The organism is Janthinobacterium glycogeni (assembly GCF_051380725.1).
Taxonomy (GTDB): domain Bacteria; phylum Pseudomonadota; class Gammaproteobacteria; order Burkholderiales; family Burkholderiaceae_D; genus Janthinobacterium.
Genome location: NZ_JBNYXP010000003.1, coordinates 159,242 through 183,617, shown reverse-complemented (window position 1 = coordinate 183,617; position 24,376 = coordinate 159,242). Strand labels below are relative to the sequence as shown.

The following is a 24,376-nucleotide window of genomic DNA, read 5'->3' as shown; positions in this document are numbered from 1 at the left end:
CAATTTAACGGATACGCTGCGCGGCATCCGTTTCCACCCCTCCACCTCACAGGCTTCACTTGAAAAAAATCACCCTCGCCGCGGCCGTGGCCGTCATTGCCGTCGCCGCCACCGCCTACGCCACGCCGTATTACACCTTGCACCAGATCAAGACCGCCCTGGCCGAGCGCAATGCCGACGCCCTGGCCGAACACGTGGACTTCCCCGCCCTGCGCGCCAGCGTCAAGACGCAACTGGAGGCGAGCATGGCGCGCAGCATCGCGGCGACGGCCGGCAGCGATAACCCGCTGGCCGCCCTGGGCCAGTCGATCGCCGGCGCCATGCTGGGCAAGATGGTCGATGCCATGGTCTCGCCCGCAGGTGTCGTCGCGCTGGTCAACAAGAGCGCCGTCAGCCCGCAAGCGGGAGCCGCCGGCGACGCGGACGCGCCTGCCGACGGCGCCCGGAAAAAAGCCGCGTATTCCGCAGGCTATACCGGCCTGAACACCTTCGTCGTGCGCGCGCAAGACGGCAATGCGCAGGACGGCGCGCTGGTCCTGCAGCGCCATGGCGTGTGGGGCTGGAAACTGAGTTCGATCGAGATCGCGTCGGCGATGGCCGCACGTTAAAGGAAAGGAACGCGCAGGCGCAGGCGATCTGAGACACAATGCGTGTCATTTCGCCTCGGATTGCAGGAAATTTCATGCTGAAACACATGGCTTTATCGCTGGCAATGACCCTGGCTTGTGCCGCGCCATTGGCCCGCGCCCTCGATGGCACAGCCGGGAGCAGCCACTCTGTTGCCGCGCGCATGCAGGCGGAAACGTCCAGCGCGGCCGCCCCCGACGCCCCCGCGCCGCTGCCCGTGCCCAGCGATATCTCGCTGGCCGAACTGGAGCGCCGCCTGGCGCTGGGCCAGGCGCAAACCGCCGAAAAACACTATACCAGCGCGCTCGATCCGGCCGTGCTGAGCACCTTGGCGCAGCAGATGGGGTGCCAGGATATCGCCGGCGTGCATCCGTTCGGCTTGCCGCTCAATCAAACGCAGCCCACCGTCCTGAGCGGCGCCCACCTGCTGGCGCGCTGCCCGGACCGTGCCTACGTGACGATCACGGCCATGTCGATGGCGGGCAAGGCAGGCAAGCGCGCCACCCTCAGCCCGCAGGCGTTCAGGCAGACTGTGGATGGCAGGCCCGCGCGTCGCCTGTATTACAAGGCGCCCAACGGCCGCCAGAAGGAATCGCTGACCATCATCGACGGCAGCTATGCGTATGCGCTCGAATACTGGTCGCACGATGACAGCCAGCAAAGCGGCATGGTGGGCACGCGCCGCATGGAAACATTGACGTTGCCACAACAAAACGGACAGGAATAGAGAAATACTGTATATTTATACAGTTATCGACTATTCTCCTGTCCGCCATGCCTGCCAACCCGCACAACGCCTTACCCTACACCATCAGCGTCAGCGCCACGCTCGACGCGGAAGTCGAGCAAATCATCCTCGACGGCTTGAATGCCTACAACGATGCGGTCACGGGATACCAGGACAGGCAGGTGTTGAGCGTGGTCGTGCGCGACCGCGACAGCCAGCGCGTGCTGGGCGGCGCCATGGGCCGGACCTCGCTGGGCCTGCTGTTTCTCGATTTGTTTTATTTGCCCGCCGCCTTGCGGGGGCTGGGACTGGGCAGCCAGATACTGGCGCAGTTCGAAGAGGAAGGCCGCCGGCGCGGCTGCGCCTCGGCGGTGCTGTACACCATCAGTTTCCAGGCGCCCGAATTTTACGAGCGCCGCGGCTGGCGCCGCTTTGGCAACATCGCCTGCAGTCCCGAAGGCACGAGCCGTATCTTCATGAGCAAGACCTTGTAGGCTGTCAACGGCAGTGGCCGGCGGCAAACCTCCCGCCGGCCGCTCTCCGATACCGCTTTACATGCCCAGGGACTTGAGCAGGTCGGCGTTGTCGTCGTCTTCCGGTTCCGCCGCAGGCGCCGGGGCGGCGTCGCGTTCGCGGTTTGCATATTCGCTATCCATCAGCGAATCGGCATCGACTTCGCGCGAATCGAAATCATGCAGCTTGATGAACTCGGTACGGTCGATAGCCAGTTCCAGGTAGAAAATATTGTTCTTTTCCGTGTAGAAGGTGACGCGGCGCATTTCCGGGCGGTCCAGCGGCGTGTCGACGCTGAGCATCACCTGCTTGTTCAGCACCAGCATCTTCGGCTGGCTCTGGGTGATATTCGTTTGCAGCTCGCGCCGCACCTTGCCCGTGAAGTCGCCGACGATCTGGTTCATCAGTTCGCCCATGATGTTCGACACTTCGTCCGACGTGTAGAAGCTGGCCAGCTCCGACTTCGGCATACCCATGTGCAGCATGTAGCGCTCGTAAATTTCCATCGCCGTATCGGCAGCAAAATTGAGCACCACCAGGCCCGTGAAACCGCCATCGAACATCACGAAGCAGCCGATGTCCGGCTTCAGGCCCGTCTTGGTGATGCGCTGCACCATGCCCGAATAATTGACCTTGCTTTGCGTTGCCACGTTGAGCACCCGAACCACCGAGTTGCACAAACTCATCAACAAATCTTCTGTACCGTACACAACATCCTTTTCTGCATCCATGAGCAACCTCTCCTACTATTTTAAAGATGACAGCACTGTTCCCTGCCCGCCGCGAGCCGAAACACGACCGTTTCGCTCAGCTGGCGGACGACTTCACCTTTGCATGCCTGACCTTGCGTGGCAGTGCGCGCCGCGATGCCGCCGGCCCGCACCGCCCTCTTACCTTTTTCTGTATAGAAATAAGTATTAGATGCGCAGAATACCGAGATGTAACATTTCCGTCCAGCCATACCTGCATTTACTTGACGATCTGTGCGGAAATACCATATCTGGCCAGGACACGGGGGCAGGCAGAAGAAATAGTAACTAAAAATCAAGTGCGCGCAAGACCACGCCGCTGACCAGCAGATCGCGGCTCAGATAGGCGAACGCGCGCTGGCCGATGCGCAGGCGGTGGGTGTCGAAGATGTCCAGCAAGTTGCCGCCCTGTCCCTGATCCAGGCTGTGCAATGCCATGACGGTGATGCGGCAGGTCTTTTCCGCGCCGAAGACGGTCAGATGGAAGCGGATGGCGTCGCCCGCCTGCTCAAGCACGATGCTGTCGCGCAGGATTTCATAGGGCATGGCCACTCTCCCTGCGGTGCACGCCCTGTTCTGGCCCGAGGCACCCGTTCATATGGCGAACGTAGCGGCAGGCAAATCGATGATAAAGATGCAGCCCTGGCCCGGCAGGCTTTCCACGCTCACGGCACCGGCATGCGCTTTCACGCTGCACCGGGCGATCGACAGGCCCAATCCCCCGGCCCGCCCTGTTGGCGCCGGTGTGCGTAAATGGCAGAAACATGTCATCCGCTGCCCCGGGCGCCAGGCCCGCGCCGTTATCCTCCACCTCGATCCGGATTCGTTCACCATGCGCATACACGCGCAGCACCACGGTGCCATTCCGCGCGCCAAGCTTGAAGGCATTTTGCAGCAGATTGCCTACGGCGGAGAGCGGCAAATCCTGGTCGGCATGGAGCTGCAGCAAGGAAGCGACCTCTTCCACGACCAGAGTGCAACGCAGCAAGTCCGCTTCGAAACCGGCCGAATAACGGCGTTCACTGATGAAGTTGTTCGGGATAAAGACCGAACCGACGGAACGGCCGGGCGCCGGCAATGGCCAACCGTGCATGGCGGCACTGTCGCCCAGTTCGGACGTGTCCATCGTCTCACCATCGGCAGGGCCGGACATGGCCAGGCTTTGCACCATCTTGCCCGCTTCTTCCGCTTTCAAGGTACGGGTCAGCTGGTCCGGGAAGAAAGGGATGCCTTCCCTTAACGGAATCTCGGTCGAAAAACGCTGGGACCGTTTGGCCACCTTTTCACGGCAACGGCGCTCCAGCTCTTCGCGATTTTCGGGTAGGAATCTATGCATCATGATGTTTCCGGCAATCTCAATGATCAATAACAAGCCAGCGTAGCGCCATGGCTCGCCAACTACCGTCTGTTACCGTACATATTTAACCGCGCGCCTGCCCTGGGGTCGTGCAGCGCACGCATCGGCCCTCCCCCTGTGCTATTGTCGTCAGCTACATCGCCAGGAAGGAGCCATGCATGAGCAACATCGTTACCAGCGTCTCGTTCCGCTACATCGATCCGCGCCACAAGGAAGCGGGACCCAGCAGGGAATTCGTCAACCAGAACATTCTGCTGCCGCCGGGCGCCCATCTGCCGCGTATGGGCGAAGCGATCGAACTGATGCATTGGGATTTGAAGCGCGACATGAAATCCGGCGTGTATGCGGTCCTGTTCGTCCACACGCGCATCGCCTTGTTTGATGGCAACGACAAGCCGTCCGGCTGGCACACCACGATCACCGTGGGCCCGCAGTCCGGCGACATCGACCCGCGCTTCCTCACCGCCCCCTCCTGACGTTCGTGCGGCCCTTGTTGCGGCCAGGCGTGAGCACCTAAAATAGTGCTTTATATTAAACATGACCGTGACGGCAGCCGGTGGCGCCGTCACGCGCAAGACAGGGAAAGACGACGACATCGATGAGTACACTTGTAGAGCAGGCAACACAGGAAATGATGACGGCCGTCCACGCCTGGTTCGATGAACGCCTGCAGCGCACGGACCTGGAGCAAGCCGTCAAGCGCACGACCTTGCAAGCAGGCATCTTCAATGAACTCCTGCTCGACTACAAACCGGGCCGCACCACCGTCGACGAATTCGACCTGGGCCTCGACGACGCCCGTTCCAGGACGCCGGTGCGTCTTGACGATGCGCAGGTGCGCGAGCTGATCGCGCCGCAGCTGACGGCGCTGGTGCAAGCCCGCCTGGCGCCGCTGGTGGACACGCCGATGATCGATTACCGCTTCACCGTCCGCGGCAAATTCCAGACGGCGCAGGGCAAGCTGCACCTGACCTTGCTGGAATACGTCAACGACGGCAAGCGCCTGGCCTTGCTGGAAAACATACATGCGTACATCGGCAAAAAGCTCACGCAGGGCAGCCATCCGACGAAGCCGCTGGAAACGTTCTTCCTGACGCGCCACCTGCTCGATCCCCTGCTGTTCCCGCAGCCCGATATCGCGTGGACGATCGCGCAATTCGAGCGCATCGAACAGTTGAACAAGTCGCGCCCGCAAGCGCTGGCCGAACATCGCAGCGACATCATCCAGGCCGTGTCGGCCTGGGCGGAGAAGCAGTTCCTGCCGCAGTTCTACGACGTGCAGCGATCCAGCTACCGCGGTACCGAATACGCCTTGAAGGCGGGCGCGGCGCCCGATGCCCAAGCGCTGGCGCCCATCGACCTGCTGCTGTATGGCGCCGTCATGATCTTGCGCCACGAACCGAGCTATGCCAAGTCGACCGGACTCAAATTCCTGGAAATCGCGCGCGAACTGGGCAGCGAACGGGCCGTGCGCATGCTCAAGGAAGGCAGCGGCACCTTCCCCGATGCCGACATCCACGTGAAAAATGCGCTGCTGGAATGCCGCGCCAACGATGTGTTTGTCACCATCAGCATCACGATTGCCCGGGAAGAGGAAGGCGCGTATGCGCAGGCGCTGGCCTTCATCACGCATTTGCTGAACAACGGTTTCCCGAAAAGCTGCCAGATCAAGCTCAAGTCCAAGGTCAAGCAATATCTGCCGATCAAGGGCCTGGCGAAATCCGACACGCACCGTTTCTTTGCCAATGCCCTCGCCTACGCCGCCCTGCAGCCGCAGTTGGAAGCCTATGCGCGCGCCGCCATCGAGCAATTCGAATTCTATGCCGACACGGAAGGCGAAAAGAATTGCATGCCCGGCACTTACGCCACGTTTGGCCTGGGCTTGCTCGATGCGCGCCACTTCCCCCTGGTGCAGCATTACATGGCGAACGTCGATGAGGAACACCAGTCCGTGCAGGACCAGTTCACGGCCGCCTTCGCCGAAACGCATGGCGTGACGACAGCGTCCCTTCCCGTGCTGGCTTCCTGCCTGCGCGCGTGCACGGACAACGCAAAAGTGAAAATCCAGGCGGAGCTGGAGGACCTTGAAAAACTGGAACTGTTCTGCCAGCAACTGCAGGGACTGGAAGGCTATCTGGTCGAGCACATGCTGTATCCGATCTGGGGCAAGCTGGAAAAACTGGCGGCCCTGGCGCGCAAGGCGGAGGGCCGGCGCAGGGAGCTGCTGCTGGCCTTGCTGGCAGCGGCAAGCAAGGCGCACGCCTGAAGTGTGCAACGTTATGACTTTCACCATATATAATGCGGCTCGCCAGAATTGCCGCAAGGCATCTTTTGGCGCCTGACATCGAATCGTGGAGAAAATACATGTATCAAACGCAAGAAACATCGCGCACCGCGCTGCTGGCGGCAGCCTTGGCCGCCGCCGTGGCGCTGACCCAGCCTGCCATCGCCGCGGAAACCGCCGTCGAACTGGCGCCGCTGGACGTGGCCAACCTGTACATCAAGACCATCATCAATCAGGATGAAGCGAGCGTCGCCAAGCTCAACGCTTACCTGCGCCCCACCCGCCTGGCGGGCCAGCAGAGCGCCGAATACGCGTCGTACAGCGGCTTGAAGGAGGCAGATGCCAAGTTTCCGACGGAAACCGGCAAATTGATCGCCGACCTGTTCCCCGCCGCCATGCGCGCGGCCGTCACGCCTGCCGCGGAACAGCTGGCCGCCAATGTCATCGCTGCCAAGAATGGCGCCGCGTGCCAGGCCACCAAGGCGGACCCGGTGACGGTGGAAAACGGCATGCAGACGGCTACCGTCAGCTTCGAATGCCAGGTGGTCAAGGTACCGGTGGCATGGGCGCCTGCCGCCCAGCAACTGGCGAAGAGCGGCTGCAAGGTCGAGCAATGCAAGGCCGGCCTGCAAAAGATCGCCGCCACCTACACGAGCTCGCCGAAGCAGACGTGGCGCGCCGTGTTTGCCGTCAACCGCGAAAAGAACTCGGAAGCCTGGCGCAACGATTTCGCCCGCGAAACCTTCGATGAAATCTGGGAATATCTGTAATCCTTCACTCATCTCTGGACTCCGGTGGATACACCCAAACTGACACCCGTCGCCCAGCCAGCAGGCCTGGCCCTGCTGCGCCTGCTCGATCCCGACCACGTGGAAGGCGCGCTGAGCAAGCAGGCATTGGCGCAAGACCTGGCCAGCCTGCACGGCAAGCAATTGCTGGCGCTGCTGCGCCGGCTGCGCGCCGCGCAATCCAACCAGCAGGATTATGCCGGCGCCAGCCCAGCGCAGGCCGAGCACCAGTTCGGCGCCGCCATCGCCGCCGTCAAGGCGGAGCTGGCCACGCGCCCGCACATCCCCAACAAGCAGGAAGCGAAGGCCCTGCGCCAGGCGGCCGCAAAGCGGCGCTGAACGGGCCTGCGGTGCGCGGGCGGGCGCGGCCCGCCTTCTATAATCGGTGACGATACATTGTTTCCCGCACTGAAAGGATTCCCCATGCCCACGTCAATCTCCCGCCATGTAATCGGCTGCGCCCTGCTGGCCTTGTCCAGCCTGGCGACCGCGCAGGCTGACCATGCCCCACACATCGGGCCCATCGACGCGCGCGCCGTGTGGCAGGAACGCTCGCTGTCGGCCTGCCGTAGCGAAGATTCGCCCACCGCGCCCGACGTCTGCCTGCTGCGCACCATGCAGCGCAGCGGCGCTCGCCCGCAAGCCATCGCCGCCGCGAAAATGCTCGTCAAGGCGAACAAGGCCGGTTTCATTTCCGCCTGGCGCCCGCTGGGCAAGGTGGCGCTGGCCACCGTCACCTATCCGTTTCGCGCCAACACGAATGAAAGCACCTTGCTGATCGGCAGCGATGGCGCGGCCATCGATGTCGACGAGCACTCCGTGCGCGAGGAAGACCGCGCCACGCCTGCCTGGCAAGCGTTTACCGCCGCCCACCGGGACGCCATGCCGTATGCGCCCGCCGAGTTCGTCGGCAGCACGGCCACCAGCGATGGCGGCCAGAGCGTGCTGTTTTCCACGCCCCTGAAGAGCTGCCATGCCTGCGCGGACGATGGCGCGCTGCTGGTCGCCTACACGATCGACAAGGATGGTATCGTGCTCGAGCGAAAACTCTTGACGATCAAGTAAGGCTGCATCAAAGATAAGATAGAATTGCTTGATGGCATGTCTATACGAGTACATGCCATCGATCCAAACTTACTTATCACAGGAAAACATGCGCCGCTCTTGCCTTGCTCTGCACCTCACCGCCGCCCTGCTGCTGTCCAGCCCCCTCCATCTCGCCGCTGCCGCGCCCGCCGCTACCGCTGCCGCCAGCGCGGCCACGCCGCTCGTCATCGGTGAAAGTTTCAACATCGATTCACAGGCGCTGAAGGAAAAGCGCCACATCAATGTGTACATGGCGCGCGCCTGGGATACCCCGCCCGACGCACCGCTGCCCGTGCTGTACATGCCGGACGGCGGCGTGGCCGAAGACTTTTTACATGTGGCCGGCTTGCTGCAAGTGTCGGTGGCGAATGGCACGATGCGTCCCTTCATGCTGGTCGGCATGCAAAACACGCAGCGCCGGCGCGATTTGACGGGACCGACCGAGAATGCGCAAGACCGCAAGATCGCCCCTGTGGTGGGCGGCTCGCAAGCCTACCGCGCCTTCATCCGCGATGAGCTGATGCCGGAAATCAAGCGCCGCTACCGCACGACGGGCGAGACGGCCATCGTCGGCGAATCGCTGGCCGGCCTGTTCGTGGTGGAAACCTATCTGCTGGAACCGCAGCTGTTCGACCACTACCTGGCGTTCGACCCCAGCCTGTGGTGGAACCATGGCGCCCTGCCGCGCGAGGCGGCGGCCCTGCTGGCCAAGGGCAAGCCGGGCAAGCGCGACCTGTACCTGGCGTCCAGCAGCGAAGCGGGCATCGCCGTGGAAGTGCAGCGCCTGGCCGACGTGCTGCAAAAACAGGCGCCGGCCGGCTTGCAATGGCACGTGGAAAAGTTGCCGGAAGAAAGCCATGGCACGATCTATCACCCGGCGGCACTGAAGGCCTTCCGCGCCGTCTTCAAGCCGGCCACGCCGCCGCAATAATCGGAACGGCTACGGCGCCGGCAGCGCCTGCGCCATCTGCTCGCGCAGCCAGCGCAGCAAGGTGGTGCGGCGCGCGTCGCCATCGAATGGCAGCGGCGACAGCAGGAAATAGCCGCTGCCATCGCGCCGGAAGCCAAAGGGAGCGACCAGGCGCCCGCTGTCGAGGTCTTCCCGTGCCATGAAAACGGAGCCGATGGCCACGCCGAGGCCGGCGCAGGCCGCTTGCAGGCTCAGATAGAAGTGCTCGTAGGTCTGGCTGTCGCCCTGGCCGCCGCCATCGTGCTTGCCGGCGGCGCGCCAGTGTGCCCAGGCGGACGGCCGCGACGCCGTGTGCAGCAGGCGCTGCGCGGACAACTCCAGCCGGCCTTGCCGCAGCAGGGCCGGCGCGCACACGGGCGCGATCCATTCATCGCACACCTTTTCCGCATGCAAGCCCGCATCCCACAGAAAATCGTTGCGGCGCAGCGCCACATCCACGGCGTCGCGCTGAAACGCCACCGGCCCGCCCGAGGCGAACAGGTGCAACTGTACCTCGGGATGGCGCCGGTAAAAGTCGCCCAGGCGCGGAATCAGCCATTTCATCGCGATCGTCGGCTCGCACGACACCACCAGCGGCCCCTGGCGCACCGGCTGGCGCACGGCCTCGAGGGCGGCGTCAAGCCGCTCGAACGCGAGCTGCACGGCATCACGCAGCTGCACGCCCGCAGGCGTGAGGAACACGCCACGGTTGCGGCGTTCGAACAGGGGCGTGCCCAACGACGTTTCCAGCAGGCGGATTTGCCGGCTGACCGCCCCGTGCGTGACGTACAGCTCGTCAGCGGCCTGGACGAAACTACCCAGCCTGGCCGCGGCCTCGAAGAAACGCAAGGTGCCGAGGGCTGCCTGCCTAGTCATGATCTGTCATTTTTTCTCACATATATCCGCAAGATATCATCGTTATTCATCCCCCGCCATTATAGGGATAATTTGTCTTCCGGCAGCCCCCATGCGCGCCACGCCCTTGCCCAACAGGCGAGAAATAGTCACCGATGGCCATGCAGGCGCCACCACTATTCAAGGAAGACACATGATCGCATTGCTTGCCGTTGCCCTGATTACCCTGCTGGCCTCCATCGTCCCCGGTCCCGATTTCGCGATGGTCACGCGCGCCAGCTATCTGTATGGCCGCCGCGCCGGCCTGCTGGCCGCGTTCGGCATCGCGCTGGGCGTGCAGGTGCACGTGTGCTATACGATGTTTGGCGTAGCGCTGCTCATCGCCAGCTCACCGCCCGTATTTACCGCGATCAAGCTGGCTGGCGCCATTTATCTGATCGTGATCGGCGGGAAAACCTGGGCCAACCGCGCCGGACTCGTCATCGACCTGCATGGCGGCGCCCCCGTGCCGCAGCGACAAATTTTGCTCAATGGATTCCTGACCAATGCCCTGAACCCGAAAACGACCCTGTTTGTCATCAGCACCTATACCCAGGTGGTGCAGCCCGGCACGCCTTTGACCATCCGGTTCGGCTACGGGCTGTGCATGTCCGCCATCCACCTGCTCTGGTTCGCCCTGGTCGCCCTCTTTTTCTCGCAAGCGCGCTTTCGCTCCCGCCTGCTCAGGCACCAGCGCACGCTCGACCGGCTGATCGGCGCGGTCCTGATGGCGCTGGGCGTCGCGCTCGCCTGCGCCAACATGGACAAACTGTAATCCGGCGCGGGGCGTGCCCGCCGCAGCTGGCGGGTAAAATCGGCCACCCTTCTTCAGCCCGCCGAGTACAGATACCCATGAGTTTTTTGCAACTATTTATTCTTTCCATCGTCCAGGGCTTTGCCGAGCTGCTGCCCGTCTCCAGCTCCGCCCACGTCATCATGGCAGAAAAAATGATGGGCCTGGACCCCACGTCGCCGGAACTGACCATGCTGCTGGTGATGCTGCACACGGGCACCATGTTCGCCGTCATCGTGTATTTCTGGAAGTCCTGGCGCGCCACGTATTTCAGCTCGGCCAGCGCCTTCCGCAGCAACGTCCTGCTGCTCGCGGCCGCCACGGTGCTGACAGGCATCGTCGGCTTCGGCTTGTTGAAGGGCATTACGCACGTCATGAGCAAGGATGCGCCCGGCTTTGAAATCGAACACCTGTTCGGCAACGCGAAACTGATGGCCGCCGCGCTGGCCGCCGCCGGCGTGCTGATCATCGTGTCGTCGCGCCTGCAGGCGCGCCAGCATGGCACTTTGTCTATCGGCAAGGCGATGGTGATCGGCGCGGTGCAAGGCCTGTGCCTGCCATTCCGGGGCTTTTCCCGCTCGGGCGCCACTATTTCAGCCGGCATCGCCATGGGCGTGCCGCAGCGCCGCGCGGAAGAGTTCAGCTTCGCCCTGGCCGTCGTGCTGACGCCGGCCGTGCTGGTCAAGGAAGGCTGGCGCTTTTACCAGGCCGTGGCAAATGGCAGCCTGGACCATCTGGAACATGGCGGCGGCGTGCTGCACCTGCTCGGCCCCAGCCTGCTGGGCATGCTGCTCTCGTTCCTGGCCGGCTTGCTGGCCTTGCGCTGGCTGTCGCGCTGGCTGGAACAGGGACGCTGGCATTTCTTTGGCGCGTATTGCCTGGCCGCTTCCATGGTCGTGTTGTACGTAGGGTAAAATCGCCGGGTTTGTAATTTGCCACTCACCATCCCAGCCAGGTTTTACAGAAAGCCAACGATGAATTTCGCCGCCACCGCCGCCCTCTCCCTTGCCATGTCCACCGACGCCTTCGCGGCGGCCGTGGGCAAGGGCGCCGCCCTGCACAAACCGCAATGGCGCGAGGCGCTGCGCACGGGGCTGATCTTTGGCGTCATTGAGGCGATCACGCCCATCATCGGCTGGGCCCTGGGCAGCGTGGCCGCGCCCTATGTGGAAGCGTGGGATCACTGGATCGCCTTCAGCCTGCTGGGCATCATCGGCTTGCTGATGATACGCAATGCCCTGTCCGACGCCGACGAGGAAGAAGCGCCGGCCCAGTCGCACTCGTTCTGGGTGTTGGCCGTGACCGGCCTGGCGACCAGCATCGACGCCATGGTCGTGGGTGCGGGCCTGGCCTTGCTGGGCGCCAATATTGTCGTGACTGCCGCCGCCATCGGCTTTTCCACCTTCGTCATGGTGACCCTGGGCGTGATGCTGGGCCGCGTGCTGGGCACGGTGGCGGGCCGGCGCGCCGAACTGGTGGGCGGCCTGGTGCTGATCGTCATCGGCTGCGTGATCCTGTACGAGCATATCGGCCATCCGGCCTGAAGCCCGGGCGCGCACGGCACAAGCACTGGCGTGGCTGGCGGCGCGCTTTGTGCTACATTCAATGCTCTGCATTCCTGTCTCGCAAGGTGACCATCATGGAAACTATTGAGCTGCTTTTTGCCGCGCTTGTGCGCGAAACGGCCGAGTCGATACGCGACCACCACGTCCCTTTTGCCATCAAACACGATGAACGCGCCTATTTCGAGTGGATGGATGGGCACCCGATCAATGGCTATATCCAGGAAGCGTATCGCGAGATCGAAGAAACAGCCCAACAAATCAGAGCCATTCGCGCTGGGTGATGACGGCTGCCGTCGTGACGTGCGTTGGATCGTGGTCAAGAATTCAAGCATTGATCGAGATCAAATACTCTACCGTTCGATACGCGTCGATGGTTCTGGCCCACGACAATCAGGTCTGGAGGCGGAGACATGGATCAGGGACAAAAACACCAGATCAGGGGTTATGAATTTCATGTGGCGGGGGCGCTGGAGAAGGATGGGCGCTACCGAGGCATGATACTGCTCAGCAAGCGCGGCGATACCCTGCAGGTGTACGCCAAGCCCGTGCTCATAGAAACGCCGAGCAGTTTCAAGTCCGTGCATGCGGCCCTGATCGAGGCATCGGCGTATGCCCAGGAACTCATCTATAACGGCGCCATCAAGGCGCTACTGCCGGCCGATGCGCCACTGACGGGTGCACAGCCAAATACACAGGCGCCGCAGCCGCCGGATTTCGTCGGCAACTGATGCCTGCAAGCTCATCCGGCCATCCGGCGCGGCGCGTATAATGGCGCGCTTTCCCGGACGAAAATTCAACACCATGGAATTTGTGAATCTACCGCTGGTCTTCCTGGTCGGCTGCGCGCTGATCGCCGTGCTGGCCAAAAAGAATGGCTATTCGTGGTACCTGTTTTTCTTCGCGATTGCCGTGCCCGCTCCCCTGTTGCTGCTTGCCTTGCCCCATGTGCTGGGCGTCGAGGCCGCGTCGCTGACTTCCGTCCGGCTGGGTACGGCCCTGCTGTTTCCGCTCGCAGGCTTGCTGCTGGCCTTGCGAGGCAAGCGCTAAGCCCGTTTCAGCGCACCGGCACCCCATCGGCCAGGCGCCAACCTACCGACAAGGCTATTTGCTGCGCCTCTTTTTCATTGCTGCAATCATCATAATCGCAGGTGTCCGCATACGCGCCTCGCGCCTGGTTCTGGCTGACATAGGAGCCGACCCAGCGGCCGTCGCGGCGCTGGCTGGCCGTGGCGCTGATGGTAAAACCTTTGTGGATGGTGGGGTTTTCAAAAGACATAATTCCTCCGATGCAAACGTAGCGTCAGGGATCTGACATGGCTCTACTGTGCGCCATGCGCCGCATATGGTCTGTACGTTGGCCCACACCCGCGCCTAGCGTGCGCGCACTGCACGCGCCATGGCGATCGGGTATGATTTCGCCATGTGTGGACGATTCGATCAAAATGACACGGCGCGCGTGCTGGCGTCATCGTTCGGCTGGACGGACGCGGTGTTCGACAGCGAGGCCGAGCCGCACCTGAACGTGTCGCCCGGCACTTACCGGCCCGTGCTGCATATCCAGGACGGCGTGCACAGGGTGGACGATGTCTTCTGGGGCTACCGCCCCGCCTGGGCCGCGCAAGCCGTGCCCGCCCCCGGCAAGAAAAAAATCCCCATCGCCATCAATGCCCGGCTGGAAAAGCTCGCCGGCGCCTACTGGAAACCGCTGCTGCGCGCGGGGCGCGGCATCGTCTGCGTCCGCGGCTGGTATGAATGGACTGGCGAAAAAGGCAGCAAGCAGCCGTGGCACATCCACCGCCAGGACCGCGCGCCGCTGTTCCTGCTGGCGCTGGCCCAATTCGGCCCCTGCAAATTCCACCGCGAGGAAGCCGGTTTCGTGCTGGTGACGGCCGACAGCCTGGGCGGCATGGTTGATATCCACGACCGCCGCCCCGTCGCCGTCAGCCAGGAAGACGCGCACCGCTGGCTAGCCCCCGCACTGACGCCCGAGCAGGCGCTGCACCTGGCGCGCACCTGCATGCTCGACGTGGACTTGTTCGAATGGCATGCCGTCGATAATCCGCTGGTGCCGTCCGCCAAGGCCAAGGCGCCGCCGCCGGCCGCGGCGCAAAGTACATTCGACTGGGGTACGGATTAAGGCAGGCGCGCCAGGCGGCGCCACAGCGCTTCCATCGGTCCCTGGCGGAACGTCCGCAGCCAGTAACGGCTCAATAGCACCTGCCCGGCCATGATCACAACCGCCAGGCCCAGCATCCCGGCGGGACGCAGCGTGGCGCCCCAGCCCAGCCCAGGCCCCTGCAGCAGCCAGGTGCCAAGCACCGATTGCAGCAGATAATTGCTCAGCGCCATGCGTCCCACGGGCGCCAGCCATGCCCCGAGCCAGCGCAGCAGGAAGGGACCGGCCAGCATCAATGCCGCTACATAACCGGCCGCCAGCACGGGACCGCCGGCGAACAGGCCTACTTCAAACAGGGCCGTATCGAACACGGTTTGATACGGATCGGCCACCTGCCAGGCGACGGCCCCCGCCGCCAGCAGGTTGAACGGCAAGCCCACGCCTAGCCCCACGGCACGCACGCGGCGCCACAGGACCAAGTGACGGTGCGGCCGCGTCAGCCAGCCTAAGCGCACGGACAAGATGCCCAGCAAGAACAGCACGATGATATGCGGCAGCATGACGGCGGCGTACAGCAGCGAGACGAGGAAATCGTTGGCACGCAGTCTGGCGACGCCCCACGCGCCGCCCTGCGTGTAGATGGCGTAGCGGTCCGCAAAGGCTTGCAGCTCGCGCGCGGTGTCCGGCGCGCCGCCCTGCTGTCCCACGGGAATGAGCAAACACATGAACAACAGGAAACCGGCCGCCACTAGCCAGGCACGGTTGCGTATGCGGCTCAATTTGGCCACTGCCAGCGGCAGGATCAGCATGCCCGCGACCGCATACGAGGTCAGCACGTCGCCGCTCCAGATGCAGAAGCCATGCAGCAGGCCGAACACCAGCAGCCAGCGCAGCCGGCGCCGGTAGGCCGCTTGCGCCTGCTCCCAGCTGCCCAGCTGACGTTTCAGGGAGCGTGTTTGCAGGGCAAAACCGGCGCCAAACAAAAAGGCGAAGATGGGATAGAACTTGAACTGCGCCAGCGCCGCCACACCGAAAATGACGAGCTGGTCGAACACGGGCGGCTGCGCCGGCAAGGTGCCGTAGCGCAAGGACAGCGTCCCCCAGGCAAAGCCCCAGATATTCACCAGCAAAATACCAAACACGGCGATGCCGCGCAGCACATCGAGCTGCAGCAACCTGCCGGGCCTGGCGCTCACGACGTTCAGGGCCGCGCCAGGGTCGGGTAATCCGTCACCTGCAGGCTGAAGCCGGACGCATCCGATTGCAGCCGCGCCTGGCCGCCGAACGGCAAGGTGACACGCCGGCGGATGTGGCCAAATTCCAGCCCCGTCAGCACGGGCACGGGCAGGCGCTGGCGCACATAGGCCAGCATGGCGTCGACATCGTAGCCCTTGTCCATGGGACTCAATTTATAGCCAGAAAAGTCACCGAGCACCACGGCCTGCTGGCGCCCAATCACGCCCGCATGCAGCAATTGCAGCAGCATGCGCTCGACCCGGTACGGGTGTTCGTTGACGTCTTCCAGGAACAGGATGCCGCCGTCGATCTCGGGGAAATATGGCGTCCCCAGCAGATGCACGAGCATGGCCAGGTTGCCGCCCCACAAAGTCCCCACTGCCTCGGCCCGCGGATTGCCAACCGACGCGCCCGTAACCGTGTGCGTGGGGCCGGCCAGGCACGACCACAGCTGGTCGAGCGTAAATTGCTCGGGCTCGTCACGGATGAAATCGTCGCAGACCATGGGGCCGGCAAAGCTGGCGCGGCCCGTCTTCGCCAGCAAGCCCATGTGGAAAGCCGTGAAATCGCTGTAACCGACAAACAGTTTGCGGCTGTCGGCCATGGCGCTAAAGTCGATCTCGGGCAGGATGCGGCTGATGCCGTAGCTGCCGCGCAAGGCGATCACCACCTGCACGTCCGGGTCGGCGGCCGCCGCGTTCAGCTGCGCCAGGCGGCCCGCATCCGTGCCGCCGAAACGCTGAAAGGTGTGCTCGGGCTTGTAGTAATTGTGGACGGTGGCGCCTTGCGCCTGCAAGCGGGCGATGCCGCGCGTCAGTGCCGCCTCGTCGGGCGCGCAACCGCCGGGCGCCACGATGGCGATGCCAATTTCAGGTGTCTTCAAAATGCCCGTGCCTTCAAAAGTGGTGGGCGCGCCTAGGCTGGCTGGGAGCGCATCTGGGGCGCCATCTTACCTTGCAGATGCACATCGATCAAGGCGAGCAGACGCTCGATCAGCTGGGGCGGCATGTCGTGTCCCATGCCTTCGATCACTTCGAGCGTGGCGCCCGGAATCAGCCTGGCCGTATCGATGCCGCAGGCGACGGGGATCAGGGGATCGGCCGCGCCATGGATCACCAGCGCCGGACAACGGATGCTGGGCAATAGCTGCGTGCGTTCGCCCGAGGCGGCGATCGCCACCATCTGCCGCGCCACGCCTTCCGGGCAACTGCCGCGCTGCAACGCCGCTTCGATGCGCTGGTACAGCAGCTTTTCCGACACGGGATAGGCGGGACTGCCGATGACGCGCACGGTGGCCGCCATGTGGGCCATCAGTTCGGCGCGGCTGGCATTGCGTTTCGGCCGTTGCAACAGCGCATTGCGTGCCGCCCGCGTGGGGCCGGGCAAGCCGCGCCGGCCGCTGCTCGACATGATGGAGGTCAGGCTGAGCACCTGCTGCGGCGCGCGCGCCGCCATCACTTGCGCGATCATGCCGCCCATCGACACGCCGATTACGTGCGCCTGCGCAATGCGCAAAGCCGCCAGCAAGCCCAGCGCGTCGTCCGCCATGTCATTCAAGGTGTACGACGTTTTCAGGGGCCAGCCCAGCAGGTTTTTCACGTAGGCCAGCGGCAGATACGGTTTGCCCGCCTGCGCCATCTTGCTCGACAGGCCGCTGTCGCGGTTATCGAAACGCACGACGCGAAAACCCTGTTCCACGATGCCTTCGACGAAGTCCGCCGGCCAGGCGATCAATTGCATGCCCAGGCCCATGACGAGCAGCACGCACGGATCGTCGGGGTTGCCGTGGCTTTCATAAGCTATGTTGAGGCCGTTCGCCATGATGGTTGCCATGATTGCCTCTCTTCCAGGAACCAGCACACAGGCACGATCGCTGCGGCCATGGAGTCAGCATACCACTATTGTGATCTTGCCATCACGGCTCATGCGGAAGTCCATCTGAAGTGTTGCCGCGCCGGTACGCCCGGGCGGCAACGGTGCGGCTAGTTACTTGGCCTTAGGCAAGGAATCGGCCAGGTCCACCCAGCTTTGCGGCTGCGGCTTGCCCCGTTCGCGCACGCCGAAGAAGGAGACCACTTGCGTGCCGTCATTGTCGAAGAACTCGACGGACGTGACGCCGCCGCGCTTGACGACCCAGCCGCTGCGCAGGGCCGTGTCGCGGATGTGCAGGTTGAAGTCGGGATCCAGCACATTGAAGAAGCCGCCGGCGGCCATGGTTTTCTCGATCTTGCCGCTGTAGATCTGCGTCAAGCCGTCATTGCCCAGGAACACCATAATGGCGACCTTGTCCTTGGCTGCGTTTTCCAGCAAGGCGTGCAGCGCTTGCGGCGTCACGCGCTCGACCACGCCGGCCGGCGCCAGGCGCAGCGCCTGCTCGCGCGTCAGGTGGAATTCGCGCATGATTTGCGCAAACTGGTGCACGTCCGTCATGTCTTTCCAGGCCAGCTGGAATTCCTTGACGTCAATCTCGGCATCCGGCTTTTCCGCCGCCTTCGGCGCCACGGCCAGCACGTTCAGTTCCGCGCTTTGCTGCGGCATGCGGAAGCTTGCCACCAATTTATCGTAGACGGCCACGCCCGGCTCGTTGCGCAGGTAGATCTTGTGCACGGCCGTGCCGTTGGCGTCAAAAAATTGCAGGCTGCGCGTCGGCTTGCCGTCGCGGCCTGCTTGTTCTACCGCAAAGGCATATTTCCAGTTTTCAAAGTGGAAACGCAGGTCGATCTGGCCGCCCAGGTAGCCGCCCGCGATATTGCGCTGGCGCGCTTCCGTTTCCGGGTCCTGTTTCGCGTCGGCCTGTTCCGACTTGTCGCCCGCCTGCTTGAACTTGCTGGCGACGCCCGTCGTTTCGATGACGCCGTTTTCATTGCGCGTGATGGCTTGCACGATGCCCAGGTCCAGCGCGGCGCGCATGATTTCGCGCGGCTGGTTGCCGTCGGCCTGCAGGCGGGTGACGCCCTTGCCGATGTTGGTTGCCAGCAATTGCGCTTCCGATACGCCCAGCGCGCGGGCCGCGTCGCGGATCTGCAGCTTCGGCTGTTCCGTGCGCAAGGTGGACCAGCGTTCCGCCAAAGTGGCTGGGGCCGCGGTTGCGTTTGCGATCAGCAGGCTGCCTAGCAGGGATAGAACGAGTTTGGATAACTTCATAGAGAGACCATTCAATCAAACATGGAAAAAAAGAGGGGCAAACACCCCTCCCCGGTAAAACTTAGAAATTCACGCTGAGGCTGGCGGCGACGTTGCGGCCCGGCTTGGCGTAGCGCTCGATCTCGGCGCGGCTGGCGGCCGTGGTGCCGGCGGCCAGGCCGCGGGCCGAGGCGTAATCCCAGTACTTGCGATCCGTCAAGTTGTACACGCCGACGACGATCTTGGCGTTCTTGTGCACGTTCCAGTAGGTCGACAGGTCGAAGATGGTGTACGACGGCACGGTAAACAGGGGCCCCGCATCGCCGATCAGCAGGTTTTCCGGCGCCTGCCTGGCGCCCGCATGCACGGCCGTCAACGCCAGGCCGAACAGCTGGTTCGCATGGTCGTAGCCCACGGTCAAGGCCGACTTGGCCGGCGCCACCGAATTCAGGCCGCCGCTCTCGCCCGTCCGTGAATTGAAGGAGCGGCCCTTGGCCACACCTGTGGCCAGGTCCACGTGATAGCCCTGCATGACCGGCGCCCAGGCGCCCAGTTCCGCGCGCAGGGTCAGCTCGGCGCCCCAGGTGCGGGCATTGCCGATATTTTCCGGACGGAACAGGCCGCGCGTGATGGTCGGGAAGTTCACCGGGTCATCCTTTTGCATCACATAGTCGACCATGTCCGTGTATTCCGTCTGGTACGCGGAGGCGTGCATGCTCAAGCCCTTGACGACGTCGCCCTTCAAGCCCAGTTCATACGCCTTGCTGGTTTCCTTGCGCAGGCTGGCATTGCCGAGTACGGCATAGCCCTGCCCCGTGCCCGTATAGCTGAAGGAATCGTAGGTGCCGGTGCGCTCGGCCGCCGTCGGCAGGCGCGTGCCGCGCGTGAAGGTGGCGTACGCGCTCATCTGCGGCAGCACTTCCACGGACAGGCTCAGGCTGGGCGTGAAATAGGTGTCGCTCTCGGTACGCACTTCCCTGGCCGCGTTCGGCACGGCGATCGCATAGGTTTGCAGGTTTTTCGGGGCGTTCTTGCGGTAATCGGCACGCAGGCCCGGCGTCAGCACGGCTTTCTTGCCGGCCAGGCTGAAACCGAGATCGTCGCGCACGTACACGGCCAGCCTGGTCGTGTCCATGTCGGCCATGCGGTTCTTGTTGGTGACCTGATGCTGGCCCGTGGCCACGATAACACGGTCTTCGCGCCACGGACGGCGCGTTTTCAGCTGTTCCAGCTGTACGCCGTACAGCAGCGCGTTGTCCGCATTGAGCTGCTTGAACGCTTCCGACGTGACGCCGATGCTGTCGTTCTTGAAGCTCGTTTCAATGGAACGCTGCGCCGGGCTGCCGAACGTGTAGACGCCTTGCGTCTTGTCATCGGTTTTCGCATTCTGCAGATACACTTTCGACGTCAGGCGGTCGAACAGGGCAAAATCCTTGAGCACCACGTCGTGGCCCAGGCTGACGCGCGTGCGCTTGGTGGTGGAATCCTGCTGCACGCCCGTCGGGTAATACGCGCTGACCTTGCTGCGCAGATCGCGCTGGTTCTTGCGCTCGAACATGTCGACCGTCAAGTCCAGCTTTTGTTCGCCTGGCAGAGACCACACCAGCTTGGACAGCAAGGCATTCGAATGCCAGTCATCGGGATTGGGCGGCGTGGTGCCGCGGCTGTCCGTCTGCTCGCCATCGCGGTGCACGTACACGGCCAGGCCTTGCAGCGTGCCGCCTATCCTGGCAGCGCCCGTCAGGGTATGTGCATTGCTGCGGTCGGCCGTGGCACGGCCGTATTTATAGGCGACATAATGATCCTGCCCCTCGCCCAGATAATCCTCGGGCGACTTGGTGACGAAGGCCACGCCACCGCCCAGGCCAGGGCTGGCGCCGCTGACGGCCGTCGTGCCCGAATCGATGCGCACTTCGCGGAAGGTTTCTGGATCGAAATAATCACGGCCCGTGCCGAAGGCGTTGAGGGTATTGCCATCGGGCTTGGGCGCCGCGTCCGGCAGTGCAATGCCGTCGAGCTCCAGGCTGACCCGGTTGCCTTCCAGCCCGCGGATGTTGTAGCCTGTATTGCCCGAACCATCCCACACGCTGCCGCTGCCCGAGGCTGCCGCTGGCGCGCTGATCAGGGGCAGGTAGCGCACGATGCCGCCCATTTCGGTGACATTGCGGCGTTCCAGGTCATCGGCCGTGACGACGGTCTTGGTGCCGGCACGGCGCTCGTAATCCTGCTTGGCGTTGACGACGATTTCCGGGAAGACAGGCAGCTTGGCCGGTTCCTGGGCGGCCACGCCCGCGTTGATGGCGGCCGTTTGCGCGACAGCCGGCAGCAAGGGCGCGGCGAACAGCCCCAGCAAGGCGGCGCGCAGCACCAGGTTATGGCGGCGGGCAGGAAGTTGAGCGGCAGGAACAACGGGGGCAGCGGAGCGCTGCGTAGGCACTGTAGTCATGATGATCCGGTCTAAGAGTAAAGGCTGGCTCTTGAACCCGGATCGATAACGATAATGTTAACGACGCATAAGGAAAGTTTGCTGGCGAAAACAATACTGTAACACGAATCATTCTCATTTGAGAATGGCGAAGTGATCCAGACAGATGTTATTTCGCAACAATTATAAAAAATGCCAGCCGGAATGGCTGACAGGGCTGGCGTGAGCAATAGACCGGACAAGGCCATGGCGGCCCTGCCCTGCCTGGGCCGGTGTCAGGCAGGAGGCTGGGCCAGCTTGCGCGCTTCGGCCTGCGCGCGGCGGCGCTCGGCAAAGAAACGCTTGAGGAAAGCGCCGCACTCGTCGGCCAGCACCCCGCCTTCGATGGCCGTCTGGTGGTTCAGCGCCGGCTGCTCGAACAGGTTCAGCACGGAACCGCAGGCGCCCGTCTTCGGATCGCCCGCGCCGTATACGACGCGCGCCAGCCGCGCATGCAGCATGGCGCCCGAACACATCACGCACGGCTCCAGGGTCACGTACAGCTCGCAGCCGGGCAAGCGGTAGTTGCCCAGCTTTTCGGCGGCGGCGCGCAAGGCCATCACTTCCGCATGCGCCGTGGGGTCGTGGCGGCCGATGGGCTGGTTGTAGCCGACGGCGATGACTTCCCCATCCTTGACGACGACGGCGCCGACGGGCACCTCGCCCAGGTCCCATGCGTGCTGCGCCTGTTCCAGCGCCAGCTGCATGTAGCGCGCGTCCTGCGCGCTAGCGTGCGTTTCAGTCATCGGTCACTTCTGCCCAGCAATTCGGCGTTTCATGCAGCACCAGCTTATGCAGGTGCAAGCCCGTGCCGAAATGGTCGGTAAACGCCGCTTTCAGGATCTCGAAGGCGATGCGCGCCAGGTTTTCCACGGTCGGGATGCGGTCGATGACGACGGTTTTATGGTCGGGCAGGCTGGCCAGGAAGTCGCGCACGGCCGTGTCTTTTTCGTAGACGAGGAAGGCGTGGTCCCACACGTCGACCAGGTGCTGCTTGGCCAGGGTTTTCACGTCGGAAAAGTCCATGATCATGCCATTGTCGGAATTGCCTTCCGCTTCGATGACCTTGCCGACCAGCGTGATTTCCACCGTGTAGCGGTGGCCGTGCAGGTTGCGGCACTGGCTTTTATGGTCGGGAATGCGGTGGCCCGCGTCGAATTCGAGCTTGCGTGTAATAGTCAGCATATTGTTTTATTAAGGTATTTGCAGGAGTTTATGGGTTTGCAGGCTCAGCTTCCACTTCGGGTTGCTTTTGCACGTCTCGATGGCCAGCTTCATGTTGTGCGCGGCCAGGGGGCCATCCATCGCCTGCACGAAGAAGTTCTCGAAGTCGAGCCCTTCGTAGGCGGCCAGGTTTTGCTGGAACTGGGGGATGACCACCTTGATCTCATTGCCCTTGTGGACGACCAGTGTCGAACCCATCTTCGGACTGACGCAGATCCAGTCCACGCCGGCCGGCACGGGCAAGGTGCCGTTGGTTTCGATGGCGATGGTAAAGCCCACCGCGTGCATGGCGTCGATCAGGGCCGCATCCAGTTGCAGCAGCGGTTCGCCGCCCGTAAACACCACGTATTTGCTCGGCGCGTAGCTGGCCGGCCACAGGCTGTCGATCAGCGCGGCCAGTTCCTCGGGCGTCTTGAACTTGCCGCCCAGTTCGCCATCGGTGCCGACGAAATCCGTGTCGCAGAACTGGCACACGGCCGTGGCGCGGTCGCTTTCGCGGCCCGTCCACAGATTGCAGCCGGAAAAGCGGCAAAACACGGCCGGACGGCCCGCGTGCGCACCTTCGCCCTGCAGGGTGTAAAAAATCTCTTTGATGCTATAAGTCACTGTATTTCCTAAGAGCTGGCTGGCGCATCGCGCAGGGCGTGCGCACCGGTGCCGGCGCACAGCGCCGCCACCGCAAAAAGCCGATTGACAACCCTCTATTATATGCCGCCACGACACTTCCCGTGCAAATGCCGTGCCTGCCGTCTGGCGCTGCGGCATCCGGCAGCAAGAAAGCCACAGCGGCCGGCAAAACTGCGCAGCTTTTGCGTTTAGACAATATAAATAATCCAAGGTTAATATATTTTCTGTAAGAACATTGCCCGTTGGAAAACATTTAGGGAGCGAGAAAATGATGCAACGCTGGCTACGCCCGCCGTGTCGCCTGATCATTCTGGCTTGCCTGGCGGCCGGCGCGCTCGCTTCCCTGCACGCCGGTTACGCCGCCGGCCCAATGCCGCAGACCGCCACACCCTTGCCCCTGATGCTGGCCTGCGCCATCCTGTGCGGTGCGCTGGCGCTGATGCTGTGGCGCCAGCACCGCCTGGCGCTGCGCCTGCGGGCGCTGGAACAGCTGCGCGCGGATGCCGAGCAGGACCGCCTGGCCAGCGGACAGCAGCAGGCACGCGAACAGGAGCGCCAGCGCATCGGGCGCGACATCCACGACGACCTGGGCCAGCATCTGCTGACGCTGAAGATCGACCTGTCCATGCTGCAGACCAGCACGCATGGCGCGGCGCCCCATCTGGCGCAGCAACTGGCCGTGATCGTGCGCAATGTCGACCTCAGCATCGCTGCGCTGCGCTGCGTCATCCATGACCTGCGCCCGCCCGCCCTCGACGCCGGCCTGCAAGCGGCATGCGAAGAGCTGTTGGCCGACTTCCAGCGCACCACGGGCATTGACTGCCATTGCGATTACCGGCTCGACGCCGGCGCCGGCAATGCGCATGGCCCCCTGCTGTATCACGTGCTGCAGGAAGCGCTGGCGAACATCGCCCGCCATGCGCGCGCCACGCATGTGCAGCTATGCCTGCAACAAGTGGACGCCACCGTGGCCTGCCGCATCAGCGACGACGGCATCGGGCTGTCGGACTCGCCGCCGCGCCTCGGTTGCGGCCTGTCCGGCATGCATGAGCGCGTGGCCGCCGCCGGCGGAAGCCTGCACATCGACAGCCGCAGCGGCGCCGGCACCACCTTGCGCTTGTCGCTGCCGCTGCCGATCCGCCATGACGAGGCGATGGTCCATCGCTGAAGATATTGCTCAATATCAACACCTTCGGCCCGCCACGCTGCATCATGGCCAACGAACCAGCCCCCACTCACGCCCAAGAAGGATGC

30 protein-coding genes are annotated in these 24,376 nt (G+C 63.4%); 17 read left to right on the top strand and 13 right to left on the bottom strand.

What is annotated here, in order from left to right; translation table 11 throughout:
- Positions 1-59 precede the first annotated feature (59 nt).
- The 3 genes from ACQ4W4_RS09185 to ACQ4W4_RS09175 all read left to right on the top strand — a co-directional run bounded on the left by ACQ4W4_RS09185 (position 60) and on the right by ACQ4W4_RS09175 (position 1,848).
- Complete coding sequence (locus tag ACQ4W4_RS09185) at positions 60-608, top strand: DUF2939 domain-containing protein (protein WP_436541710.1); 549 nt, start codon at positions 60-62, stop codon at positions 606-608.
- 74 nt (positions 609-682) lie between these two features.
- Positions 683-1,354, top strand: a complete 672-nt coding sequence (locus ACQ4W4_RS09180; protein ID WP_436541709.1) for a hypothetical protein — start codon at positions 683-685, stop codon at positions 1,352-1,354.
- Between the two features lie 47 nt (positions 1,355-1,401).
- Positions 1,402-1,848, top strand: a complete 447-nt coding sequence (locus ACQ4W4_RS09175; RefSeq protein ID WP_436541708.1) for a GNAT family N-acetyltransferase — start codon at positions 1,402-1,404, stop codon at positions 1,846-1,848.
- Positions 1,849-1,905: 57 nt separating this feature from the next.
- On the opposite strand, the gene ACQ4W4_RS09170 is transcribed toward ACQ4W4_RS09175, so the two are convergent.
- The 3 genes from ACQ4W4_RS09170 to ACQ4W4_RS09160 all read right to left on the bottom strand — a co-directional run bounded on the left by ACQ4W4_RS09170 (position 1,906) and on the right by ACQ4W4_RS09160 (position 3,955).
- Positions 1,906-2,598 (bottom strand): DUF3334 family protein, encoded by a 693-nt coding sequence (locus ACQ4W4_RS09170; RefSeq protein ID WP_092708686.1) that lies wholly within the window; start codon positions 2,596-2,598, stop codon positions 1,906-1,908.
- 306 nt (positions 2,599-2,904) lie between these two features.
- On the bottom strand, positions 2,905-3,162 hold the full coding sequence (locus tag ACQ4W4_RS09165; protein WP_436541707.1) for a DUF1488 family protein: 258 nt from the start codon (positions 3,160-3,162) through the stop codon (positions 2,905-2,907).
- Positions 3,152-3,955: a sensor histidine kinase gene (locus tag ACQ4W4_RS09160; protein ID WP_436541706.1), complete on the bottom strand. Its 804-nt coding sequence runs from the start codon at positions 3,953-3,955 to the stop codon at positions 3,152-3,154. Before ACQ4W4_RS09160 ends, ACQ4W4_RS09165 begins: the two co-directional genes overlap by 11 nt.
- A 176-nt stretch (positions 3,956-4,131) precedes the next feature.
- On the opposite strand from ACQ4W4_RS09160, the gene ACQ4W4_RS09155 reads away from it, so the two are divergent.
- The 6 genes from ACQ4W4_RS09155 (at position 4,132) to ACQ4W4_RS09130 (ending at position 9,062) form a co-directional block, all read left to right on the top strand.
- Positions 4,132-4,449, top strand: a complete 318-nt coding sequence (locus ACQ4W4_RS09155) for a hypothetical protein (protein ID WP_436541705.1) — start codon at positions 4,132-4,134, stop codon at positions 4,447-4,449.
- Between the two features lie 122 nt (positions 4,450-4,571).
- Positions 4,572-6,239: a DUF6138 family protein gene (locus ACQ4W4_RS09150; RefSeq protein WP_436541704.1), complete on the top strand. Its 1,668-nt coding sequence runs from the start codon at positions 4,572-4,574 to the stop codon at positions 6,237-6,239.
- Positions 6,240-6,337: 98 nt separating this feature from the next.
- Positions 6,338-7,027: a hypothetical protein gene (locus ACQ4W4_RS09145; RefSeq protein ID WP_436541703.1), complete on the top strand. Its 690-nt coding sequence runs from the start codon at positions 6,338-6,340 to the stop codon at positions 7,025-7,027.
- A 24-nt stretch (positions 7,028-7,051) separates the two neighbouring features.
- The gene (locus ACQ4W4_RS09140) at positions 7,052-7,384 is read left to right on the top strand and encodes a hypothetical protein (RefSeq protein WP_436541702.1); all 333 of its coding nucleotides are present in this window, start codon (positions 7,052-7,054) and stop codon (positions 7,382-7,384) included.
- 84 nt (positions 7,385-7,468) lie between these two features.
- Positions 7,469-8,110, top strand: a complete 642-nt coding sequence (locus tag ACQ4W4_RS09135; protein ID WP_436541701.1) for a hypothetical protein — start codon at positions 7,469-7,471, stop codon at positions 8,108-8,110.
- Positions 8,111-8,198: 88 nt separating this feature from the next.
- Entirely contained in the window at positions 8,199-9,062 is an 864-nt protein-coding gene (locus ACQ4W4_RS09130) for an alpha/beta hydrolase (protein ID WP_436541700.1), read from the top strand.
- Positions 9,063-9,071: 9 nt separating this feature from the next.
- Here ACQ4W4_RS09130 and ACQ4W4_RS09125 read toward each other — a convergent pair whose 3' ends face one another.
- Positions 9,072-9,956, bottom strand: coding sequence for a LysR substrate-binding domain-containing protein (locus ACQ4W4_RS09125; protein ID WP_436541699.1), 885 nt, complete (start codon positions 9,954-9,956; stop codon positions 9,072-9,074).
- Positions 9,957-10,128: 172 nt separating this feature from the next.
- On the opposite strand from ACQ4W4_RS09125, the gene ACQ4W4_RS09120 reads away from it, so the two are divergent.
- The 6 genes from ACQ4W4_RS09120 (at position 10,129) to ACQ4W4_RS09095 (ending at position 13,379) form a co-directional block, all read left to right on the top strand.
- Positions 10,129-10,749: a LysE family translocator gene (locus ACQ4W4_RS09120; RefSeq protein ID WP_436541698.1), complete on the top strand. Its 621-nt coding sequence runs from the start codon at positions 10,129-10,131 to the stop codon at positions 10,747-10,749.
- A gap of 77 nt (positions 10,750-10,826) precedes the next feature.
- The gene (locus ACQ4W4_RS09115) at positions 10,827-11,681 is read left to right on the top strand and encodes an undecaprenyl-diphosphate phosphatase (RefSeq protein WP_436541697.1); all 855 of its coding nucleotides are present in this window, start codon (positions 10,827-10,829) and stop codon (positions 11,679-11,681) included.
- Positions 11,682-11,741: 60 nt separating this feature from the next.
- Positions 11,742-12,311, top strand: coding sequence for a manganese efflux pump MntP (mntP, locus tag ACQ4W4_RS09110; protein WP_070218395.1), 570 nt, complete (start codon positions 11,742-11,744; stop codon positions 12,309-12,311).
- A 95-nt stretch (positions 12,312-12,406) separates the two neighbouring features.
- The gene (locus tag ACQ4W4_RS09105; RefSeq protein ID WP_139842750.1) at positions 12,407-12,613 is read left to right on the top strand and encodes a hypothetical protein; all 207 of its coding nucleotides are present in this window, start codon (positions 12,407-12,409) and stop codon (positions 12,611-12,613) included.
- A 129-nt stretch (positions 12,614-12,742) separates the two neighbouring features.
- Positions 12,743-13,060: a hypothetical protein gene (locus ACQ4W4_RS09100; protein ID WP_436541696.1), complete on the top strand. Its 318-nt coding sequence runs from the start codon at positions 12,743-12,745 to the stop codon at positions 13,058-13,060.
- 73 nt (positions 13,061-13,133) lie between these two features.
- Positions 13,134-13,379 (top strand): hypothetical protein, encoded by a 246-nt coding sequence (locus ACQ4W4_RS09095; protein ID WP_436541695.1) that lies wholly within the window; start codon positions 13,134-13,136, stop codon positions 13,377-13,379.
- 7 nt (positions 13,380-13,386) lie between these two features.
- Here the strand turns inward: ACQ4W4_RS09095 and ACQ4W4_RS09090 are convergent, their stop codons facing one another.
- The gene (locus tag ACQ4W4_RS09090) at positions 13,387-13,608 is read right to left on the bottom strand and encodes a hypothetical protein (RefSeq protein ID WP_436541694.1); all 222 of its coding nucleotides are present in this window, start codon (positions 13,606-13,608) and stop codon (positions 13,387-13,389) included.
- Positions 13,609-13,752: 144 nt separating this feature from the next.
- Between ACQ4W4_RS09090 and ACQ4W4_RS09085 the strand changes: the two genes are divergently transcribed.
- Positions 13,753-14,469 carry an SOS response-associated peptidase gene (locus ACQ4W4_RS09085; RefSeq protein ID WP_436541693.1) on the top strand — a complete coding sequence of 239 codons (717 nt, stop codon included), beginning with the start codon at positions 13,753-13,755 and terminating at the stop codon, positions 14,467-14,469.
- Here the strand turns inward: ACQ4W4_RS09085 and ACQ4W4_RS09080 are convergent.
- The 8 genes from ACQ4W4_RS09080 to queE all read right to left on the bottom strand — a co-directional run bounded on the left by ACQ4W4_RS09080 (position 14,466) and on the right by queE (position 23,101).
- Positions 14,466-15,644 carry a DUF418 domain-containing protein gene (locus ACQ4W4_RS09080; protein WP_436541692.1) on the bottom strand — a complete coding sequence of 393 codons (1,179 nt, stop codon included), beginning with the start codon at positions 15,642-15,644 and terminating at the stop codon, positions 14,466-14,468. The two genes, ACQ4W4_RS09085 and ACQ4W4_RS09080, sit on opposite strands and share 4 nt — an antisense overlap.
- Before the next feature lie 5 nt (positions 15,645-15,649).
- Positions 15,650-16,567 (bottom strand): muramoyltetrapeptide carboxypeptidase, encoded by a 918-nt coding sequence (gene ldcA / locus ACQ4W4_RS09075; RefSeq protein ID WP_436541691.1) that lies wholly within the window; start codon positions 16,565-16,567, stop codon positions 15,650-15,652.
- Between the two features lie 32 nt (positions 16,568-16,599).
- On the bottom strand, positions 16,600-17,517 hold the full coding sequence (locus ACQ4W4_RS09070; RefSeq protein ID WP_436541690.1) for an alpha/beta fold hydrolase: 918 nt from the start codon (positions 17,515-17,517) through the stop codon (positions 16,600-16,602).
- Positions 17,518-17,670: 153 nt separating this feature from the next.
- Positions 17,671-18,828: a hemin-degrading factor gene (locus ACQ4W4_RS09065; protein ID WP_436541689.1), complete on the bottom strand. Its 1,158-nt coding sequence runs from the start codon at positions 18,826-18,828 to the stop codon at positions 17,671-17,673.
- Between the two features lie 61 nt (positions 18,829-18,889).
- Complete coding sequence (locus ACQ4W4_RS09060; protein ID WP_436541688.1) at positions 18,890-21,253, bottom strand: TonB-dependent hemoglobin/transferrin/lactoferrin family receptor; 2,364 nt, start codon at positions 21,251-21,253, stop codon at positions 18,890-18,892.
- A 254-nt stretch (positions 21,254-21,507) separates the two neighbouring features.
- A complete protein-coding gene (gene tadA / locus ACQ4W4_RS09055; RefSeq protein WP_436541687.1) occupies positions 21,508-22,017 on the bottom strand; it encodes a tRNA adenosine(34) deaminase TadA in 510 nt (169 codons plus the stop codon).
- On the bottom strand, positions 22,010-22,456 hold the full coding sequence (gene queD, locus ACQ4W4_RS09050) for a 6-carboxytetrahydropterin synthase QueD (RefSeq protein WP_035819191.1): 447 nt from the start codon (positions 22,454-22,456) through the stop codon (positions 22,010-22,012). Before queD ends, tadA begins: the two co-directional genes overlap by 8 nt.
- A 9-nt stretch (positions 22,457-22,465) precedes the next feature.
- The gene (queE, locus tag ACQ4W4_RS09045; RefSeq protein WP_436541686.1) at positions 22,466-23,101 is read right to left on the bottom strand and encodes a 7-carboxy-7-deazaguanine synthase; all 636 of its coding nucleotides are present in this window, start codon (positions 23,099-23,101) and stop codon (positions 22,466-22,468) included.
- Between the two features lie 289 nt (positions 23,102-23,390).
- Here queE and ACQ4W4_RS09040 point away from each other — a divergent pair, with 289 nt between their 5' ends.
- Complete coding sequence (locus tag ACQ4W4_RS09040) at positions 23,391-24,290, top strand: sensor histidine kinase (RefSeq protein WP_436541685.1); 900 nt, start codon at positions 23,391-23,393, stop codon at positions 24,288-24,290.
- Positions 24,291-24,376: the final 86 nt, after the last annotated feature.